Source organism: Lactobacillus hamsteri DSM 5661 = JCM 6256 (genome assembly GCF_000615445.1).
Classification (GTDB): Bacteria; Bacillota; Bacilli; order Lactobacillales; family Lactobacillaceae; genus Lactobacillus; species Lactobacillus hamsteri.
The window spans coordinates 1-21681 of record NZ_BALY01000032.1; the positions used below are offsets into that span (position 1 = coordinate 1).

14 protein-coding genes are annotated in these 21681 nt (G+C 34.8%); 5 read left to right on the forward strand and 9 right to left on the reverse strand.

Annotated features, from left to right (window positions below):
* Positions 1-36: 36 nt before the first annotated feature.
* The 7 genes from JCM6256_RS07645 to JCM6256_RS07675 form a co-directional block, all read right to left on the reverse strand.
* Positions 37-8280 (reverse strand): mucin-binding protein, encoded by an 8244-nt coding sequence (locus tag JCM6256_RS07645; RefSeq protein WP_025081144.1) that lies wholly within the window; start codon positions 8278-8280, stop codon positions 37-39.
* A gap of 226 nt (positions 8281-8506) precedes the next feature.
* Positions 8507-12439 carry a mucin-binding protein gene (locus tag JCM6256_RS07650; RefSeq protein WP_025081145.1) on the reverse strand — a complete coding sequence of 1311 codons (3933 nt, stop codon included), beginning with the start codon at positions 12437-12439 and terminating at the stop codon, positions 8507-8509.
* Between the two features lie 299 nt (positions 12440-12738).
* The gene (locus tag JCM6256_RS07655; RefSeq protein WP_025081146.1) at positions 12739-13794 is read right to left on the reverse strand and encodes a site-specific integrase; all 1056 of its coding nucleotides are present in this window, start codon (positions 13792-13794) and stop codon (positions 12739-12741) included.
* 190 nt (positions 13795-13984) lie between these two features.
* The gene (locus JCM6256_RS07660) at positions 13985-15001 is read right to left on the reverse strand and encodes an Abi family protein (RefSeq protein WP_025081147.1); all 1017 of its coding nucleotides are present in this window, start codon (positions 14999-15001) and stop codon (positions 13985-13987) included.
* A 189-nt stretch (positions 15002-15190) separates the two neighbouring features.
* Positions 15191-16132 (reverse strand): hypothetical protein, encoded by a 942-nt coding sequence (locus JCM6256_RS07665; protein ID WP_025081148.1) that lies wholly within the window; start codon positions 16130-16132, stop codon positions 15191-15193.
* Positions 16133-16139: 7 nt separating this feature from the next.
* Positions 16140-16310, reverse strand: a complete 171-nt coding sequence (locus tag JCM6256_RS10615) for a hypothetical protein (protein ID WP_155833179.1) — start codon at positions 16308-16310, stop codon at positions 16140-16142.
* A 56-nt stretch (positions 16311-16366) separates the two neighbouring features.
* Positions 16367-16996 carry a LexA family protein gene (locus tag JCM6256_RS07675; protein ID WP_025081149.1) on the reverse strand — a complete coding sequence of 210 codons (630 nt, stop codon included), beginning with the start codon at positions 16994-16996 and terminating at the stop codon, positions 16367-16369.
* 150 nt (positions 16997-17146) lie between these two features.
* Between JCM6256_RS07675 and JCM6256_RS10095 the strand changes: the two genes are divergently transcribed.
* Entirely contained in the window at positions 17147-17464 is a 318-nt protein-coding gene (locus JCM6256_RS10095) for a helix-turn-helix domain-containing protein (protein WP_025081150.1), read from the forward strand.
* 90 nt (positions 17465-17554) lie between these two features.
* Positions 17555-17809 carry a phage holin gene (locus JCM6256_RS07685; protein WP_025081151.1) on the forward strand — a complete coding sequence of 85 codons (255 nt, stop codon included), beginning with the start codon at positions 17555-17557 and terminating at the stop codon, positions 17807-17809.
* 210 nt (positions 17810-18019) lie between these two features.
* Here JCM6256_RS07685 and hbs read toward each other — a convergent pair whose 3' ends face one another.
* Positions 18020-18358: a non-specific DNA-binding protein Hbs gene (hbs, locus tag JCM6256_RS07690; protein WP_420835910.1), complete on the reverse strand. Its 339-nt coding sequence runs from the start codon at positions 18356-18358 to the stop codon at positions 18020-18022.
* An 821-nt stretch (positions 18359-19179) separates the two neighbouring features.
* On the opposite strand from hbs, the gene JCM6256_RS07705 reads away from it, so the two are divergent.
* Positions 19180-19698, forward strand: coding sequence for a CHAP domain-containing protein (locus tag JCM6256_RS07705; RefSeq protein ID WP_025081154.1), 519 nt, complete (start codon positions 19180-19182; stop codon positions 19696-19698).
* Between the two features lie 49 nt (positions 19699-19747).
* Here JCM6256_RS07705 and JCM6256_RS07710 read toward each other — a convergent pair whose 3' ends face one another.
* A complete protein-coding gene (locus JCM6256_RS07710) occupies positions 19748-20845 on the reverse strand; it encodes an NlpC/P60 family protein (protein ID WP_025081155.1) in 1098 nt (365 codons plus the stop codon).
* Between the two features lie 194 nt (positions 20846-21039).
* Between JCM6256_RS07710 and JCM6256_RS07715 the strand changes: the two genes are divergently transcribed.
* Positions 21040-21327, forward strand: a complete 288-nt coding sequence (locus tag JCM6256_RS07715; protein WP_025081156.1) for a hypothetical protein — start codon at positions 21040-21042, stop codon at positions 21325-21327.
* A gap of 75 nt (positions 21328-21402) precedes the next feature.
* Positions 21403-21666 carry a hypothetical protein gene (locus JCM6256_RS07720; protein WP_025081157.1) on the forward strand — a complete coding sequence of 88 codons (264 nt, stop codon included), beginning with the start codon at positions 21403-21405 and terminating at the stop codon, positions 21664-21666.
* The last annotated feature ends 15 nt before the right edge of the window (positions 21667-21681 follow it).

Below are 21681 nucleotides of genomic sequence, written 5' to 3' on the forward strand. Positions count from 1 at the left end.
GATTATCTAGTTCCTTTTTGGTTGGATAAATTTATCCTAGTTTTTACGCTTTTTGTCTCCAGCTAAGCTAATTAAAGCCGCGAGTGAAGCGAGTCCTAAACCGAGCAAGCCGAGTTCATTTGCTTTTTCGCCAGTTTGAGGAAGAGCTTGTCTCTTGTCGGCGTTAGTACCGATGTTGTACTTCTTAGCTCTAGTGTAGTTTTCACTTAATGGAGACATATTTGAAGTAGTAACGTGCTTCTTCTTACTGTTTGCATCAAGATTCTGTGCATGTGTTGATGCAGTTTGACTCCAACGCTTGTTGTCACGTGACTTCTTATTATTCTTTTCATGAGCAACAGGAGCAGTCTTTGAAGACTTGTTTGGATGAGTCTTCTTAGAATTCTTATTCTTGTGACTAGGGTTGTTAGAGTGCTTCTTGTTTGGAGTCTTGCCATCTTCATGCTTTTCAGTAGAAGGAGTTTGAGGTTTATCTTCAGGAGTCTTCTTGCCACCATCATCTGATGGAGTAGGTGGGATTGAATTATTAGGTTTATCTGGAGTTGGCTTTTCAGGGTCCGGATTTGGTTCAGGATTGCCACCATTGTCATTATTATCTCCACCATCAGGAGGAATAATAGTAGATCCTGCTTGCTTGGTGTAGTGAATAGTGATTTTTACGTTAGCAGGTTGTTGGTTGTCTTCGACAGTAACCTTAACGGCCTTAACTTCACTATGATCATCTGAAACATCAGAAGCTTTCGTCTTAGTCATGTCAATGTCGTAACCATCAACGTGAGTAGAATGAGTAGGGAATTCTGAATTATCAAGACTTGAAGTCCAACCAGTAATAACATCTTCATTTGTTTGATTGTCGTGGTAACCTTCAGGAGTCAAAGTCATTTCAACCTTGTCGTCTGATTTAACAGGATTGCCATTTTCATCAACATAGTGAACAGTTTCAGTGACTTTCATTGGTTTATTGTGTTGAAGTTCACTATGTTTCTTCTTAAGAACAACAGTTACATCAATATTTTGATCATCATCAGTTGCGTAATAAGAAACAGGCTTAACTTGCTTATTGTCCTTATCGAAGTCATCAACCTTGGAGTTATTTTGGTCAGTATGATTTGCAGAGATTGCAAAGAAATCATCAAATTCAGGAATAGCAAAAGTAGGGAATTCATTACCGTCTTTAGTTGTCCAGCCAGTTACAACATTCTTGCCTTTTACTTTATCGAAGTAACCTTGAGGAGTAAGAGTGATTGTCTTAGTACTTTCAGCAGTCGTATTACCGTTTTTATCTGCAACAGGATGACCAGCTTCGTCTACGTAATGAATAGTTTCGGTTACGTGGATAGGAGTAGTACCAGGCATATCTTTGTTAAATGGCTTAGTAGTATCATGCTTCAAGTAAATATAGATGTCTTTTGGCGTATCTTTAGTCAAAGTCATCTCTTTAGTTACTGAAGTTGATGGTGTTTCTGCTAAAATCCATCCAGCATCTGCGAAGTTCCATGGAGTTTTGTTGTTAGGGAAGATTGGGTCATTGATGTGACCGTTATTATGATCAACGTTGTGGCTGTTGTTATCGATTGCCTTACCATCTTCAGGTTTATAGCCAGAAGTCTTCTCACTATCATTTACATCAATGTAATGAATGTGAGTTTCGTATTGCTTGTTGTAGTGGATGGTAAGAGTTATATCTTTTAATTCTTTACTTAGATCGACAGTTACAGCAGAAACATTTTCACCAGTAAGGACATCCGTTGGATTACTCTTATCATTCTTAGTGGCATCTTTATCTAAGTCATAACCTTCAACACCAGTATCCGCAGTACCAAATTGGATTTGATCGCCGTTCTTAGTAAAGTCACCTTCAGGAGTCCAAACAATATGATCATCACCAGTTACTTCATCATGATAACTATCGTCAGTAGTCTTAAAGGTAATAGTTCGCTTAGTTGTATCTTTAACATTCTTAGGAAGAGGATTACCATCTTGATCAACGTAGTTAATAGTCTCATTAACTGTCTTAGTTTGTTTGATAGGTGTATGCTTGTGCTTAAGGTAAACGTAAAGGTCGGATGGAATTTGATTAGTTAAGGTGTGTCCCTTAATTTCAGGACTTTGAGTTACGAATTCCCAATCATCTGGATATTGCCAAAGATTGCTTGAGAAATCGTCTCCAACGTGACCATTGAAAGTAAAGTTGTGCTCGTTATTATCAATGGTTTTACCATCAGTTGGTTTAAGATTTTCAGCAGCCTTATCAACATCAACATAGTGAACCGTAACGTTACCGTACTTAGGAACCATGTAAATGGTCTTTGTTAAGTCATTGTCCTTATCACCAAAGGTTTCATCGGTACCAATTTCATCAGAAACCGTTAACTTAGAATTAGGATTCCCCGTGACTACAAGAGTGTAGTTTGGATACTGTTTCTTAAGTCCTTCCATAATGGCATCATACTTCTTACCAATCGTGTCGGTGTCCACGGTATGATCTTGACCAATTGGGGTTGTGGCAATCTTATCGGTTGGATCACCATAACCCAGTAGAGTGGAACCTGTTAATACCTTCATTTGCTGACCATTCTTATCTTCAAGAATGACTTGGTAATTAACTTTCCTTCCTTTCTTAAGGTAAACATAGTAATTCTGCTCTGAAGAGGAACCGGTATAATAAGCAGGATAATTCCCATTATATTCGCCAGTCGACTGGTCCGAAGCATAAATATCAAAGGGATGCTGACCAGTTGTTTCACGATCACGTTGAACAAGGTAATAGCCCTGGTCAGCTAATGCTTTCAGGATTTCATTATCCTTGGCCGTATTGTCGAAAGTAAAGTCCTTACTAATTGCCGATACCACTCCTGATCGGTTGTCATCATAACCAGGAATATCCGTTAATTCATTACCCGCATTTACTTGCTGACTGTACTTAGTACCTGGAGCAAAGTTAAAGCCATAATCTTCTTTTGCCTGATTAATATCCATTGGCTCAACACCAGTAACATCGATATAATGGATTGTAACCTTATTTTGCTGATCTTCGCTATTTTCTGGACTGATTGTCGCATAGTGGAAATTTATAATTTGCGGATTAGGATCACTACTTTGATCAGCATTATAATCCGTGTCATTGTAGATGAATCGATCTGCATTATTGATATTTATGAACTTATTGCCGTCTTCATCAGTGACAACCGCTGAATTTGGCAGTCCGTCGACACTGATTTTCCAACCATTATCCACATTACTAATCTGGTAGCTGAACCCAGCATCACCCGGTGTCTGGTTAGTTAGGTAGTTCAGCAGTTGTAATAATGCTGCATCCCCAGTAGTATCACTATCAGTTTGTTCCGGATTCTTATTAGGATCAAAAGTATGGGTGAGAACAATCTTTTTCCCAGAGCCGTCTGCAGAAGACAGGGTTACCTGTTGGATATAGTGACCGTTTCGCGTATATAAGTTAGTCTGAATTGTAGCATCTACCATGTTCGAATTATTCTGATCGAGATGCGGATAAAGCGGAGTAACCTCACCCGTTTCTGGATTAGAAATATCGGTATTCGGTAGTGTTCCATAGCTATTGAATGAATGAATGTCTTCAACAGATAAGATTGGTAATTGACCGGCCTTCCCAGACATCTTATAAATATAGTCAAAATGACCGGCTTCAGCCAAGTTTAATAAGTGCTGCAGACTTTCTTGGTCAGCATCCTCGTCCTTCATCTGTTGCTTAATTTGGTCAATTAGCTTTTGTTGGAGCGCCTTATCTGAAACGATTGCTTTTGGCATTGCATAATCCTTGAGCAAGTTGTTATAAGCAAATGGGTCGTTATCACTAGTAATATAAACTTCTTGTGGGCGCTGGTTAATCGGTGTATAAACAACGACAAAGTTCTGGCTATTGAGCCGAGCAAATTCAGCTGAACCATTATTGTGCTCATTGGCATCAGAACCATCATCCCAAGCATCATCAAACTCTGGGTGGTCTACTAAAGCAGCAGCTAGGTTATCATAAGAATCATTATCATTTAACCAGGCCGTAGTTAGGTATTCATAGTCATTATTGGTAATTGCATCGTTTAATTGACCTTCGTAGCTATTAGGAACGTAGTAAACCTTATAAGTATACCCAGTTTTAGCTAGCTGCTCATCGGTGACACCAAAATTAATGTCCTTATTCGCATTACCGTCCTGGTCAATGTTATTAGCAATGGCTGTTAGCTCATTATTTTGTCCGGGAACCATGGTAATTAAGTTAGCGTGGCTCGGTGCATAATGTGCTGTTTGATGGTAAACAACTGAAATAGTATCCTTGGGTAATCGCTTATCTTCACTAATAGTAGAATGGTAGCCTTTACTATCTTTCGTAATGTCGACTTTCATACCGATATTATTTTTAGGGCTTAATAATTGATCTTTATTATCATTGATAATCTTATTAATATCGATATACGATGGTCCAACTAAAGTTTTATCATTACTCTCAAGAGAATATCCCAGTATGTTATTAGGAGATTTATAAGCATAGTAACTAAAATTATTAACCAAATTTTTAGTTAAAGGATCATAAATTGCCTTAAAACTATTTTGTGCAATATTGGATTCATTAAATTGCGGTTTGATTTGTTTCCCTGTAGCGTTTGAAATGTAATCAGTTTGACGGTTAAAATGAATGCTTTGACTCATATCCTGTAATTTAGTCAATTCAAATACAATTTGATCACCATCAAAGTAATATTGAGCCACTTTACCCCAACCAGCTGCATTATCTTTGGCATTATTGGCATAGCCATGTTTACCTTTATTTTCAGGATCTTTAGATGGATCACTAGGATTGCTGAAGTCTATAGCATAATTAGCAAGAGTAGGGTACTTCTTGATTAATTCTTTTCTGAAATCTTCATTATCATTAATATTATTAATATTATCTTTTGTAATACCGTATTTCTTTAAAGTTTCAGCATCTATACCAAATGAATTTTTGAGAACAGCGTCTTTAGTTAAAGTATCTTCATTGTCTTTAAGAGTTAAGTCATCAACTGGAATGTACTGATCAGTACCATTAGCATCTTTATAATGAAGTTTTACATGGATAGTGGATTGACCGGAAACAGAGATTTTGGCTGAAACAGATTGATCCTTATCGTTAGCTTCTTTACCAACTTCAACGTTCTTTTCTAATAGATGATCGCCCCAAATCTTGTTAGCAACATACGCAGTCTTACCAGCGTCGATAGCTAAAGTTGGATCAATACCTTCTGCGACTATTCTGTAAAGATATTGAGGTGGAATTTTTGCGATTTTTACGGCAACTGCAGTAACTTTAGAAAGCTCAGTAGGGACGGTTGAAGTAAAATCGTTTTGCCAATCAGAGGTGCTGATCTCTTTCATTGCTTTTGTCTTGTAAGAGGTCTCTGTAGTATATAAGATCTGGATGCCGTCAGTAACTTCTTTATTTCCATCAGTAACATTTATTACTTTGATTGGATTTTTTAATTGAAAATTAAATTCAGATTTGCCATCTCCAAATTTACCATCCTTAGTAGTATTCGGCATTCGTAAAATTGTAGTGACATTTTCAAGATCCGTTGGTTCACCATTGATAATAGATGAACTGAAACTCATATCTGCTGATCCTTTATCATCTGATTTACCAACAGAAGTAAAATCAGAGTTTTGATTACCTTTTGACTGAGTAGTTGTTTGCGTAACTACCGAAGTTACAAGAGTCCAATTTCCATCAGTAAGTGAATATGCGTTGGGATTATTTTCTACCAATGGTAAAAAATCACTTGAGGTTATAGGTGATTTTGTAGAATGTTTAGAATAATAATAATATTCTTTTTGCCCATTTGGAATGGCAACATATACATGATAATTACTTTCCAAGGTCTTATTGGTAACTACTGAGGAGTTATCTAGATTTAATGTGAACGTCTTGTAAGCATAATCTTCACGTTTTCCACTGTTAATTTGAATTTTAACAATATTACGATTATTTATATTTAGATAACTTACTTTAGCGTCTTTAGGTAAATCAGTAAATGGAGTATCAGGATCTAATAAAGCATTTTCTGGTAATACTACATAAAAAGTATTATTTGGCACTTCATTTTGGAAGTCATACGGTTCAATTGAAATCGTACCACCTTTGTGTCCTGCTTGCTGATCTGTTTGCTTACCCGTTGCATAATGCTGATTTAAATGAATAGTTGTATCAGGATTTTTATCTAAAACTATTTGTCCGGCAGACCATATACTAGCAGCATGATTAGAATTAGTATCTGAATCAGCTAAAGTTACTTTAATTTTAGTGGTTAAGGAATCTAGATTACTTACCTTGTCGTACTTAGCAGGCTGATTTTGATCAGAATTTTTACTTGCTGTTTCATCATTGTCGCCACGATATTCATCAGCCAAAACACCCATCAATTTAATGTTAAAGAGTTGATGATAAGGATTGGCTTTATCAATATGAACATGAATATTCTTAATAAATTTACCACTAGGTGCGGTAAGAATTTTGTCTTGAGTGAAAGTATCAGATTTTGTTCCATCAAGGTATTCATATTGGAAAGTAGGATTAGAATCACTTGAAATTTCGTTAGCAATTGAAGATATGTTCATTCCATCAGGAACAATTACGGTTGCGTCAATATCATTAATTACCTTTGCAGATGTACTACTTAAACTTACATTATTGTTTAGAGCATGAATACCTTGTTTGCTATCTTCTTTAGTAGTAATTTTTTCTGGTTGTTCTGGATAATAATCGTGCATCTTATTATGTTTATCAGGATCAATATTGCCAGAAAACAAATTACCTATTGGTGTGTTATCAACAGGATTATTAGTACCTAAAATAATAGCTTGGAGGGGATAATCACTACTTGTTTTTTGATTATTGCCCAAATTATATTCCATCTTAATACTATCCTTACCTGAAACAGTGGTTGTTTCAGCAGGATATTGACCTATTTTACCTATTATGTAAGTAGAAAGAGTTTGAGAATAAGCGGTAGAGATATTATTTAACTCTTTTACTTGATCATCTGTGAGTTTAGGGAAATTAATAATTAAATTATTACCATTTTGTGAAATAGTGGCATGATAATTATCCAACCATTTAAGATTATCACTGTTAGTATTTGTTTCATTTTGATTTAAAGTGAAATTATCAGGAACTGGAATAGTAACTTGGGTTTCTTGATTATAAAATGGATTAATATCAATATTTAATTTCCATTTATAATCTGTATCAGGCAAAATAGTGCCATTAGATACCCATTGATCATCCATTGTGTAAATGTTGTGAAGACTATCACTAGAAGGATTATAAGGCCAAGAAATTGATTGATAGTGATTTATTACTTGTTTAAAAGTACTAGTTGTAAAAGGTTTAATGTCATCATTTTTATAGACATCAATTGCAATCTCATAAGTACCATCTTTATATACTTTATCAGCCTTAAAATAATCAGAAGTCTTAATAGCAATAATTTGACTATAAGTTCCTGCGCCTTTCATCGTATCAGTAAACTCATATTCATTTTTATTACTTTGTACTTCGCTTACTAAAGCTTGATTTGGCTTATCATTAGCTGGCGTGATCGTATAAGGATTATGACCAGAATCAGTAGTAATATCAATATCACCTTCAGTAGATTTGGGGTGAATCTTAAAAGTAAACTTATCACCAGCCTCGTAATCATTGGTTTGAAAGTTTATTTGAACTGTATTTCCAGTATTAACGGTTACACTATCTTTACTTTCACCATTTTCAACATAACTAATCTTGGTCTGCTTAGTTTGGCTGTCAACTTTACTTTCAGCTAATGCTTGAACAGGCATTGGTACTTTATGTTCAGTAGGAGAGAAATGTTGGGTTTCATTATTATCAGTACTTAGTTCTTTAGGAGTTGAAGATTCTAATCCTTTCGTTACTTTTTCAGGAATTTCTGAAGTAGCTTGAGTTGCTACATTAGAATTGTTATCCTTAGTACCATTTTCAGTATTAGAATGAGAATCTACATTACCTTGAGGAGCTGAATTTACTGAATCAGTCGTTGCCTCAGTAGAAGCAGGGGATGCTACCCCCCCATTTTCGATTTTTTGAGCTTGTTGAGACTCAACCTTTTCTTCAGCGTGGGTTACACTAGCGTTTCCGCCCAAATAAAAAACAGTACCAAGTAAAACTGATGCTGCTCCTATTGATAACTTACGAATACTGAAGCGTTGTCTTTGATTTGCTTCAGCATACAATAAATCATTGTTATGCTTTTTCATTTTTATTCTCACTTTCATTCCTTATTATTTTATATCTACACATACTTTATATATACCATCAATTGTTTAAAAAGTATAATGATACGATTAAAGTATAACAAACGTTACTGTATTCTGCTACTTTTTGAGTTATGAAAAGGTATTCAAGGCAAGAATTAAATATTATTTTAATTTAAGAAAAAATCAACTAGATTATCTAGTTGATTTTTGGTTGGATAAGTTTATCCTAGTTTTTACGCTTTTTGTCTCCAGCTAAGCTAATTAAAGCTGCGAGAGATGCAAGTCCTAAACCGATTAAACCAAATTCATTTGCTTTTTCACCAGTTTGAGGAAGAGCTTGTCTCTTGTCGGCGTTAGTTCCGATACTGTACTTCTTAGCTCTAGTGTAGTTTTCGCTTAATGGAGACATATTTGAAGTAGTAACGTGCTTCTTCTTACTGCTTGCATCAAGATTCTGTGCATGTGTTGCTGCAGTTTGACTCCAACGCTTGTTGTCATGAGATTTCTTTTCATGAGCAATAGGGGCAGTCTTTGAGGACTTATCCTTATGCGTGTGAGTCGTAGGCTTCTTAGAGTGTTCCTTCTTTGGAGTCTTTTTATCTTTATGCTTTTCAGGAGAAGGAGTTTGAGGCTTATCTTCAGGAGTCTTCTTGTCACCATCATCTGATGGGGTAGGTGGGGTTGGATTGTCCGGCTTATCTGTATCAGGTTTTTGTGGATCTGGACTTGGTTCAGGGTTGCCACCATTGTCATTATTTCCAGTTGGGGAAGATATTTTTTCATAAAGTACGGTAATGTCTGTATGCTTATTAGAATGACGATTTACCCAGAGGTTGTCAATTTGTTCTTGAGTAAGATCGACTAATCTGTATCCAGGGATATTTGGTGACTCAACTTCAGCAAATTTACGTTTAGCTTCGTCTTCTGTTAGTCCTTTAGCGATGATTTTATTTTGCTTGTTGTCAACTAAAGCATAGTAAACTGTAGGTTGATCATCTTCGTCAATTGTTGAAGGCATTTGAATGAAGCTGGCGAAGAACATAGGATATATTATAGGCTTTTCAGTTGGATTTTGTGGACTTATGGTTGTAGTACCATGTCCTAAGATTACTTTATAAATTTGCGTGGTGTTATTATCATCATCAAACTTGGGATTATCCTTTGGAAATTCATCTTTAATAACATGAAATCCCCTAACTTCATACCCAGCTATTACACTGCTAGTGGTATAATCGATATCTTCATCAGGTTTACCATAAAGTAAATCTGATTTTTCAAGTTCTAAATTATTCATATCTCGATCAATATAAATTACTTGGGCTTTCTGATATGGAGCATAATGAACAGTTACAGTGTAATCTGAACCATCGTGGGCAATAGTTTTACTGTCAACATTTGTTTTGTCTTCACTATCCTTGTTTACATTAGTTACGTAGTAACCTTCAACTATAGGAGTATTAACGCCTTCAACAGTTTGATCGCCTGACCAAGTCAATGGTGTGATCCATTGGCCAGTTACCTTATCAAGAACGCCATTAGCTTCAAAGTGAACAGTTTGCGTTATATCACTAGGAGTATTGTTATCTGCACCTTCGTAGTGAATAGTACGAGTAATGTTCTTGATTACCTTATTTGAATCAGCTGGGAACTTAGGGCCTTCTGGATCGTTAGGGTTGATTGGTTGTCCTGGTTTACCTGGATTTTGAGGATTTATAGGAATAAATTGATGTTTCAAGTGAATCTCAAAATAATTTTTACCGTCAGTTAGAATTTCTTTACCATCTTGGAAATTATTTGAAACTAATTCGTAGCCTTTGTTCTCGTAATTTTTAATCTTATCGGTAGTAGTGTTATCAATATTGTTACCAACAATACCTGAAAATGTTTCAGTTTTTAAATCCTTATTATCGGTATCATCGATATAAACAATTTTACCGCTAGCCTTTTTAACGTAAACAACTTGGGTATCCTTAGTTGGGTTTTGTGGTGTGATTGGAGTTGGATCTACTGGAATGTAGCCATCAATTTCTGGGATCGGCTCGTTTGGAGTTACTTTAGTTGGATCGCTAGGATCATTCTCGTAATCAGGTGTTGGTGCATCAGGAATTGGCTTGTGATTTGGATCAACTGGGATAATCTTACCAATCCTGTGGTAAACGATCTTGTTTTCTACATTTGGATTTTCAATAGTAGCAGTTAAGCCTTCTGCAGTCTTAGCGTCTGCAACGTAACCCTTAATTACTGGGGCATTGACTGAATTAAACTTATGGCTTTCTGCATCCCATGAACCCGTAGCAGTTTGCTTGCCAGTTACCTTATCGTAAGTATCACCACTGTAGTGGAAATTGCTATTTTGAACAACTTTTTCAGCAATTTCCTTACCATTGTCATCTACAAACTTAGTAGTTTGAGTTGCTGGAACATCTTTTTGATCCTTAACTTCCTGACCATTTGGTGAGTAAGTTACGATCTTAGTGATATCTTCTTGAGTTACTGGAGTTGAAACAACAGCTGCTTGGTTTGGATGATAGCCTTCAACTTCTGGAGTCTTAACTTCATCATAGTTAGTCTTTTGACCTGACGCAATTGCCCAGTCCTTATCCAACTTACCATTTGGAATAATTTGGCCAGTAACTTGGTCCATCGTTAATTGACGAGTCCATTGTGAAGTTTGAACAACATCCTTAGGAGTCTTGTCGCCAGCACCTTCGTACTTAACAGTTTCCTTAACATCCTTTTGAACCATTGATGGATCTACACCATGTGGGGTCTTTGTCGTTACAGGAATAAGGTTGTGAACAAAGTGAACTTCAAAGCTGTTGCCAGATTCCTTATAAGTTTCATTACCATCTTTAAAGTTATTGGATACTAACTTATAGCCTTGATTTTCATAAGCTACAATCTTGTCAGCAGTACTGTAATTAATCTTGTCACCAACATCACCATTGAATTTGTCAGATGATAATTGTTTATTATTAGCATCATCATCGATGTAGACGATTTTTCCATTTGCTTCTTTAATGTAAACTACATGAGTATCTTTGGTTGGATCGTTAGGAGTAATAGTAGTTTGACTTGGATCTTGTCTGTGCCAACCTGAAATTTCGGGAGTCTTTTCATCAGGTTTAACCTTAGTCGGATCAGATGGATCATTAATATATGGAGTATTTGGTACATTGTTATTAGGATTTGACGGATCTGGAATTGGATTGCCGTTCTTATCAACTGGGATAATCTTACCGATAGGAGTGTATTTTACAATATATTTACGATCAATATCTTTATCTGTAGCGGTTACTGTATCTCCACCGACTTTAGTTATATCAGCAATATAACCGTTAATGATTGGAGTAGGGACTTCCGTATAAGTTTTGCCGTCACTATCCCACTTTCCAAAAGTAACTTCCTTAGTAACATTATCAGTAGTGTTCGTTCGGTTAAAAGTTACAGTTTCAGATGTATCATTAGGAGTTTGATCTCCAGCACCTTCATAATGAACAATTTGAGTTCCAGTTCTTGTTTCATCAACAGATGAAATTCCATGTTTAAAGTGAACAACAATATGTTGATCCTTTTCAGTAAATTTATGTGAGTTGTCTAAGCCAGAATTATCAGTTGAAGAAAAGTCATAACCTTGTTTAGTTAAATCAGATTTCTTTGAATTAATCTTGTTATTAACTTCGTTATCCTTGATCTTAGTGCCCACGTACTGAGTAATGTTGTCAGAACCCTCAATATCTTTATTATCAGTATCGTCATGATAAGTAATGTTTAAATGTCCATTTTTATAGTAGGGAACAATACTAATATCTTCTTCAACATCCCCAGACAAAGTTTTACCTGTATCTTTTTCTTGATAATGAATTGTACGGTCGATAGTGGTAGCTCCATCTTCATCAACAGTACCTTCGTCTCCAATATCTTTTTGAACATTGTCAATTGCTGATTTTGTTCTTTCATCATTTTGGTGGTCAACCTCTACGGCTGATGAATTTGGAGTAGTAGGTAAGGTATCAGCTTCAACATTATTATTTTGACCAGCTAAAAAGAAACAAGTACCAAGTAAAACTGATGCTGTTCCTATTGATAACTTACGAATACTGAAGCGCTGTCTTTGATTAGCTTCAGCATACAACAAAACATCGTTATGCTTCTTCATTTTTATTCTCACTTTCAATTCCTTATTATTTATATCTACGCATAAGAGTATAACAAACGTTATTACGTTATAGCTAATTTTTAAACTTGAAAACAAATCCAAACAAAAAACACGCTACTCACATAGGAATAGCGTGTTTTAGTTTTGTTAAAAGCAAAATTACTTGTTAACTGATTCAAACTATATTTCGTCTTCTTAGATTGTTGATATATCAATGATTATGCCACTTTGATTTTTTACGTGTGTGCCAAAAGTGTGCCAACTACATAATTTCTTGAAGCGTAGATCGAATTTGATCATCAGATTTCTTTATATCTTCGGCAGCTAAATAAGCCATAAGTATTAAGTGTAATAGTTAAATCTTTGTGTCTCAGACGTTTACTTATTGCGTACCAATCAACACCTGCATGGTGAAGCAAAGCAACATGACAGTGGCGTAAGTCGTGAACTACTAAATAGTCATTAGGTATTTCCAAATCTGTTAATGTATCATGAAAGTAACTAGATACATATTTTTCTGTTGCAGGTCTTCCAATACGTCCAGCAAATACATAATCGTGATCATTTGCTTGTAATTCTTTTAGCAGCATGAGTAATTCATGAGGAACAGCGATAGTTCTATAAGATTGTTTATTTTTCAAAGGGCCGTTTTCCTTTTTCCATTGATTGTAACTGTGATGAATATCAATAGTATTATTTTCAAAGTGTATGTTATGCCATTTTAGAGCTTTTGCTTCACCAGACCTGCAACCAGTTAATAATAAGGTAAGAATTAAATATGCAAAAGGGGATTTAAGGTCTCTATGATCCTTACAATATTTAACAATAGATTCTATTTGACTAATGTTAGGTAAATTGGTTTTGCCTTTTCTAGTACGTGAATTGTTTCCGGCTACAGTTATCTGAAGGGCAAAATCCCTATTAATTATTCCGTCAGCAACAGCGGTTTTTATACAGGAATGTAAAGAAGAATTTATCTCTCTCATTCTTCCATATGAGCGAGTTTTTCCCAGTTCATTCATAAAAGCTTGCCATGAAGTTCTATCAATATTGCTTATGTGTGTATTTCCCCAGTATTCTTTAACTAAATTCAATATTGCCTCATAATTTGTGCGAGTAGTTGATCTAATATTGGGCTTTTTAAAAGTTTGATACCATTTATCATAATAATCTGCAAATATAGGATCTTTATCAACTTTTAAACCGTGAGATAAATTTGTTTTAGTTTCTGCTTCCCAAATAGAAGCTTCTTTTTTAGTCTTAAATCCACCCTGAGGCTTAGTATGGCGTTTCTTTAAGTTGTCGCGCCAATAAATTCTTGCATACCAAGTACCGTTGCGTTTATAAACTGCCATTTTAAAATACCACTTTTATCTGCTAAAATAGGGTACGTAAAAGGCGTAATGCTTTTTACGCACTACTGTTCATCTTTTTGAATAGTTTTGATTTGATTTGCTATTCAGCACGACTGCCAAATCATTGCTGAATAGTTTAGAGCTTTGTTGGTTCTCCAGACTGACAAAGCTTTTTTGTTTCAGTTTTTTGTCACTGTGGACGATTGCTTTTTTCTTCCCAAAAATCTTGTTTTAAATAATCAGCATCTAATTCCATTTGATTATAAAGATAAGTCTTTTCATCAGGATATAGCTCCAAATATTGATTTATATAAATACCCAAACCTATTCTTAATTCATTATAAGGGGTTTTATCACTCGCAATATTTAAAGCTTTTGCTAGGGTTCCTAATCGACTTTTTCCTTTATTATTTCTATAATCAGCCGGTGAAATATCCATTAATGTATGTATAACTTTGTTATATGGTAATTCATGAATTTTTGAAAAATGATTATAAATTCTGCCACCATGTGCAGCTGTATTTCTGTAATCAAGATATAAAGACAATAATGATGTATAACCTTTTTCAAAATCAGGTAATTGTTCAATTAAGGTTGGTTCTAAGCCTGTCATTATTGAAATTACATTTATTTTTTGTTTACCCTTAAGCAACTGGTACCACCAAATTAAATTTCCAAAATTTAATTTCTTAACAATAATCCATGGAGGAATATTTCCATGTTTATCTCTATAGTGTTTAAATGGTTCAGCATTTGAATGAGTAATGCGCTTAAGAATATTTAATAATACATCAATGGGATAAGCTTCACGACCTAATGAGCGATAATATTGCTTTTTTCCAGTTCGATAATTCGACCGCTTTAGATAATTATCTTGTAGTTCAGTATATTTTTCAGATATTGTGTATGCAACTGCTTGTCTTAAATTAGATTCAAATATTTCAAGAGCAGACATTACCTGAGTTCTTAAATTTCTGTCTAAAGTAAATAAAGCAAATATGTGTTCAAATGTAACATTGGACTTGAACACTTCAGTTTCATTATCTTTAGAATTATCTAAGAAATAATCTTTGTAACCATTAATGATTTCATAGTAACCATATCTACGAAGATTATTTTTAGCGGCTTCTTCATTTTGAATTAGCAATCCACGACTCTTTAATATACTTATTTGTTGATCAATAGTTTTAAAAGGTTTTGGATTCATGAAAACACCTCCAACACAAAAGGGACATGTAATAATACATGTCCCTTTTGGTCTGATCGCATAGCGATCACTTAACTTGATTAACTTTATGTTAACCTATGTGACTTATTGTGTCAAGAGACATAATTTGTATCATATGATGGCTTTGTTGGTTTACCAGACCGACAAAGCTTTTTTATTTAAAAATAATTATCTTTGACCGTTAATTATCCAATTTGCTGCTTGATTAAAACCGTTAGTAATTGATCTTAATTGAGTTTCGAATCTTTCGAATGAAACATCAGGACGGCCGTTAGTTACCATACCCATTTCTTTCATGAGAGCCAAATCTGCAGCTTTACGTTCATTTCCTTGAAGTGAAAAGATAATGTTGGCTTTGGCCACCATTGAATTAGCACTAGCAGGGAAGGTGAATTCTGGAATTGTATTTGATGAAACTGTAGGTACAGTCGCATTAGGGTTAACTTTTACCGTATTAGCAGGGGATGTAGTATGTTGATCTTTTTCATCAGCAAGTGGTGAAAAGATAGCAACACCTGATTCCTTTGAAGCATGTGGAGCAGAGAAGATAAGAACAAAATTATCTTCAGGATTTATATCATCTGTAATAATCATTGGGACGGTTTCGTATTTATTGTGGCCAACCATATCAACCCAACCCAGATGTTTAATATCACGTTTGTGATTTACTTTAAAATTCAAGTAATCGGCACTTTGAGATACTTTAATGCGTTGTTGAATATATTTTTCTGCAGCAACAGTGTTTTTGGTTTTATTCTTAAATCTCAAATTTAAAGTTACATTTGCAGGATTTCCAGGTTTGGCATTATGGTATTGTGCATCCCCATTGAATGAGATAGTGCAATACTTGTCGTTGTATGTGTAAGTACCATTTTTATGAGTAAATGTAGCTTTATTGTTTGATTTTGTAGATCTGGTTTTAGCTCTTTTCTTAGTCTTTAAATTTGTAGTAAACCAAGAATAATCATATGAATTTCTGAAAGAACAATAATTATATTTCTTTCCAATTGTCCATCCCCATACAACACCTCTGCCACGTACATAAACAATCTGACCTGGCTTTAAATAGCCCATCTTTTTATATTTATTGTGAGCTTCATCATGGCCCATAATCACTTTATAATATGCAGTTTTTTTGGTAATTTTCACTTTTATAAAATTTATTAACATATTTTTGTTTAGGCATTTTTGTAGCTTGAACATCATTAGGCTTGATAGAAGTTACAGTACCTATACTTGTAGCCAAAGCAATTGAAGCTAAGGCGGTTATAAACACTTTCTTTTTCATGATTGCCTCCAAAAAACATTTTCAGCTTTTATTGTCTTCAGTTATTGGACAAAAAATTATAAATCGTAACTAACTTTAATAACTTTACCTAGAATACGACCAGGATTTTCAGCATTAAGAAGAATAGGGTCGTATTTTATATTCTCCGGCATCAGCATTACTTGCTTACCAATGTGTTTAATGCGTTTCAAAGTGGCTTCTGTATTGTCATCAACTAAGACTGCAGCTATTTCATCATCCTCAACAGTAGGCTGTTCACGAACAACAACAGTAGCCCCGTTTGGAATTTTAGGTTCCATGGAATCACCTTGACATCTTAAAACAAAAAGTGTGCCATCTGGTTTTTCAGTGAATAGCTCAGTAGTATAGCCCTCAATGTTTTGTTCAGCCAAAATAGGCGTGCCACATGCAATTGTGCCAATGATAGGGAGGCGAACTGCGTGCATCCCTGATTGAGAGAGTGGCTTCATGTTTGTAGGCTGAATACCTAATATTTCTTCTGGTTTTACATGTAAAGCCTTAGCAAAAAGGTTTACTTTATTTACCGGAAATCCTCTGGTTTTATTAAAATATCTGGATAAACTTGATTTAGCTAATCCAGTTTCTCTAGCAAGTTCATTTATTGACATATGTCGTTCTTTTCTTAACTCATTTACATAGTCAACTACTTCCTCATTACTACGCATTCTTCTTCTCCTTTACAACTTTTATTGTATTACAGTTGTTCCCAAAAAGAAATAAAAAGTAACAAAGATAAAAAAGTGGTTGACATATTGGAACAAAGAATATATCTTTTAGCTGTTCCTAAATGGGATCACAATAAAAGGTAGGAAACACTGAACGAATTAAACTTAAATCTTAACCGTTTAAAAGCGGAGCGCGTTGCTAAAGGATGGGATCAATCTGAATTTGCGCGCAAATTAGGAATGAGTAGGGGTTCATATTGGAAACGTGAAAATGGAATTGTTGTTATTTCTGTTAATGAATTAGCAAAAATGCTACAAGTCCTTGGCTATGGTAAAAACGATGTTTCATTATTTTTTACCCAAGGTGTTCCCAAAAGGCGACACAGTGAGGAGACGATAAGCTTGCACGATTTTTACAACTTAATGCAAGTTTTATTGCCTTTTGTTACAGGAATGTTTAAGCAATAAGAAAGTGATCGTGATTACACTAAGGAAGAGAATGATCGACTCTTACAGTGTGTAGATACGTTGTAAGAGTCGATTTTTTAACGGCTGAAAGTGACAATTAAAGATTGGATTTATATTGCAATTGCATGTTTAAGTTACTTGGTCGGTATTGTTGCTGTTATTTATGCTAGAGATAAAGGCAAAATTAATAAAGCAACTCGTATTGGCCAAGTATTAGATTGGTTAGGAAAAATTGCTACCAATGCAGTTCATGAAGCTGAATTCCTAGGCGGTACTGGATCAGAAAAGCATGAATTCGCTGCTGATAGTCAATGGGTGCCAGCTAAGTTTGCAAAGATGGTATAATAAATTTAACAAGTGATAGATACTCTACGGAGCCTATTACGGCCGTACGGAAAAAAGACTCACATCAGAGATTAACCTCTCTGGTGTGAGTCTTTTTTTGTGTGCCATATTGTGTGCCAACTTCAAAATTTTTATAGTTTTCTATAGTTTTATTTTGAAGCTAAATGTTGATAATACGGCATTTAAGCTTTACATAGTTTTATCAGAAAATTACTTGTTAACTGATTCCTTCAAAGCCTTACCTGGCTTGAATGCTGGAACTTGGGTTGCAGGAATAGTGATTTCCTTACCAGTTTGTGGGTTGCGACCCTTACGTGCAGCACGGTGACGAACTTCAAAAGTACCAAAGCCAATAAGTTGAACCTTGTTACCCTTAACTAATTCGTCTTGGATGGTTGAAATAGTTGATGCAAGAACAGCTTCTGCATCCTTCTTCTTCATACCAGTCTTTTCAGCAATTTCGTTTACTAATTCAGCTTTATTTACTGATGCCATAACAAAAAACCTCTTTCTTAAGATGTAAGGTCTTTTAAGACCTTTTACGTTCATTAATTGTACCATTAACTTTACGAGTTGGGAACCGCTAAAGCTTGATTTAATAGGAAATTTAGCAATTTTATTGTTTTCTTTTTAGTTTGAATAGAATAAAAGCCCCAATTATTTCGATTACAAGGTATAAAATGAAGCCTATCCAGATCTGGTGGGAGATCCAACTAGTTTCTATATGACGCCAAGGGCAGATGAAATATTTAAAAATAATAAGGCTAAATACCCAGCCAATACTGCATGATTCAAGCATTTCATAGTTAACGACAAATTTTCGCGCGGAATCAGATAATCCTTGTGCTTGAATGTACGTACGATCAATTCGAATGTTGAACGTATATATAAGGTAAAAACACATGCCAAAAATAATAATTAATAGTAGCAAATTGATTAAGGCAAAAGTACTCATAATTCCTCCTTAATGAATTAATAAGCTAATTATACAGGACCATGCATGATCGTCAAAATATCATCAGCATTCGCTTAGCGTATCCTAGCATATGCATTTGGTAATTTTTGAGAATGATTTTTTCCTATAGAATATACTCAAGTTAAAAATACAGAGATAAATATTTCATAAAAAGGAGAATATATATGACCTCACAAATTATTGCAATTATAGTTTTACTCGGTGGATTGTTCTTAGCTTCAATCGAAAGCCCATCTAGACGTGCCGCAAAACAAGAGATTGATCGTCGCGGAAGATAAGCATTTCAATATTAAATCTGAATATTTAAAGGTATACTTTAATTATGGAAAAGGGTATACGAATACTTACATGCTTAATAACGATTATTGGAATACTTATTATAGGCAGATGGATAATGAAGGAATATAATTCTTATCAATTTACTGATGATTCGCATTATAAAAGTGAAATGATTAAAAAAAGCCGAAAGATGATCGGTTATTTTCACTATGGAACTAACGATCAAAGGATGGACTTCGGTAATTGGAAGCATCCCCGAAAAGATGGTTTTGCCGACTGTTCAAGTTTTATTTGGCTAGTAATGAAACAAGCCGGATATAATGTTGGCGAAAAGGCTTTTTCTACCCCGATCATGGAAAACGATGCAAAAACTTATCATCAATACTTCAAGCAAATTCATGCTAAAGATGTTAAGCCCGGCGATGTAGTGATCATAAACGTCGGTTCCGGTTATGGTCCAAACGGACATACGGCAATTATTGACGGTCCATATAAAGGAAGAAAAACGCAAATTATTGAAATTGGCGGAATTGATCCTGTAGGTTCGGTCCATCGTTCAATAATTAAAAGATCTTTTCATAGTATTTTAGATCAAGAGCGGGTTACTTATGCTCGACCGATAAACAATGAATAGAAAAAAGGAGTATCAAATTTGTGATACTCCTCTTTATATGAACTATTAATTAAATAAACGGACGCTTGATTCCGGCAATTACATTACGTTGACCATTAACAATAGGTTGAACCATTACACAAGGTGGCCAGCTTTCAATTACACGATTGTGACCTAAGTAAATAGCAATGTGCCAAATAATGTGTGTACCAGGTTGGTAGTAAAATACTAAATCACCACGTTGACGTTGTGAGTAGGGTACACGCTTCAAATGCTTATCTGCCCAAAGGTTGCGAGAATTCCATTCATTCCCGGGATGAGCATGACCGATTGAGCTTGTTGGAATAGGGCTAAGACCTGCGGCATACAAACTTTGCATAACAAGACCCGAGCAATCAACGCCGTAAGCAGGGCTAGATGAACAGCCAGCAAGCCAAGGCTTACCCATATATTTATATGCTTGATTGATCATTGCTTCAATGTGAGCTTTTCTCCCTTGCCAAGCTTGAACCCTTAATGGAGCAATATAATTATCAATATCGTACCATGACTTTTTAGAAAAACCTAACTTAGTCCAGGTCTTTAAATTGACATTTCCAGTAGCAGGCAAATTATGTTTTCTTTGGAAATTCTTTACGGCATTATAAGTAGCTTGATTGTAGTAATTATGTCCAGCCCATGTACCTAATCTATGCATTACTTTCCAAGTTTTAATACCTTCGTAACCGCGGTAAAGATTATAGCCCACTTTTCCATAAGGTTTTACTTGAGTGTAGTGAATTTGGTGATAGCCTTTAGGGTTTTGATAAGCTTTGACAGATTTGATCAAAGATTTTTTAGCAGGGATGTATAATCCAGACTTTGTTCGAAGTACAGAAACTTGATCACTGTTATTCACTAAATCGCTAATCAGATAATGATAGCCAGCCTTAGCACTATGATCACTTTCAGTTAAATCAGCATCCTTATATAAAGTTGTAGCGTGCTTTAAACGAATAATCTTAGGTTTAGTTCCTAAATAATCGTTTTTATTAATAGCTGATTTTTGAATATTTACTGCAGTAGATGATGCAGATGGACTTTCATCCGCCTTGGCAGTCATAGAAAATGCGCTAACACTCATTAACGCCGCAATAATAGCAATTGAAAATTTGTTATGTTTTTTCATGATTTCTCCTCCAATTAAAATCAGATTTATTGTATAACACTAATAATTTAATTTCTATAACAATCGTGAAAATAATGTTATATATAATTAGTATTCACACACTGTAATAAGCATCAAAGATGAAATGTCTTTTTCAATAAGTTATAATTAAGTACATGTAAACGGTTAAATTATAGAAAAAGAAGGTGCTATATATGAAAAAACTAAATACATTAGAAATTATCGGAATCACTGCTACAGCGGTCGGAGCAGCAACTGCTGCGACAATTGTGGGTACTAAGTTTGTACTCAAGAAGATTGAGGAAAAGAAACAAGCAAAAGAAGATAAAATTTTGCAGCTTAATATGCCAGCTGGGGTTGGGGATGATTCGAAAAATGAACTTTTAGGTTCAGAATTGAAGTCTGAAGATATTGCTGGTGAAGACAAGGAACCAAGAATCAATATTGAAGATATTCCTAAACCTAAGCACGAGTTAAATTAATTCATGTTTTCCTTGACTTTCTAAATGAGGCGTGTATAATGCATACTTATAAATTTAGAAAGGACATGGTTATATATGAAGTTAACTAAAATGAAAATCTTGACAATTGTTTATGGCTTGCTAACTTTAAGTGGTTTAGCCATGTTGTTTTCAGGATTGATTATTCAGATGAATGAAGCATCTGATTTTAACACAACTAGCCAAGCATTATCTGCAAATGGCTCAACTTTAGCAATGATCTTTGCAGGTGTAATTGCTGCTCTTGGATTTGGAATGGCATTCTTTACAGAATGGGCTAGAGTAAACAACAAACATATTAAACGTGTAAAGTTTGCATAATAAGCAATAAATAAA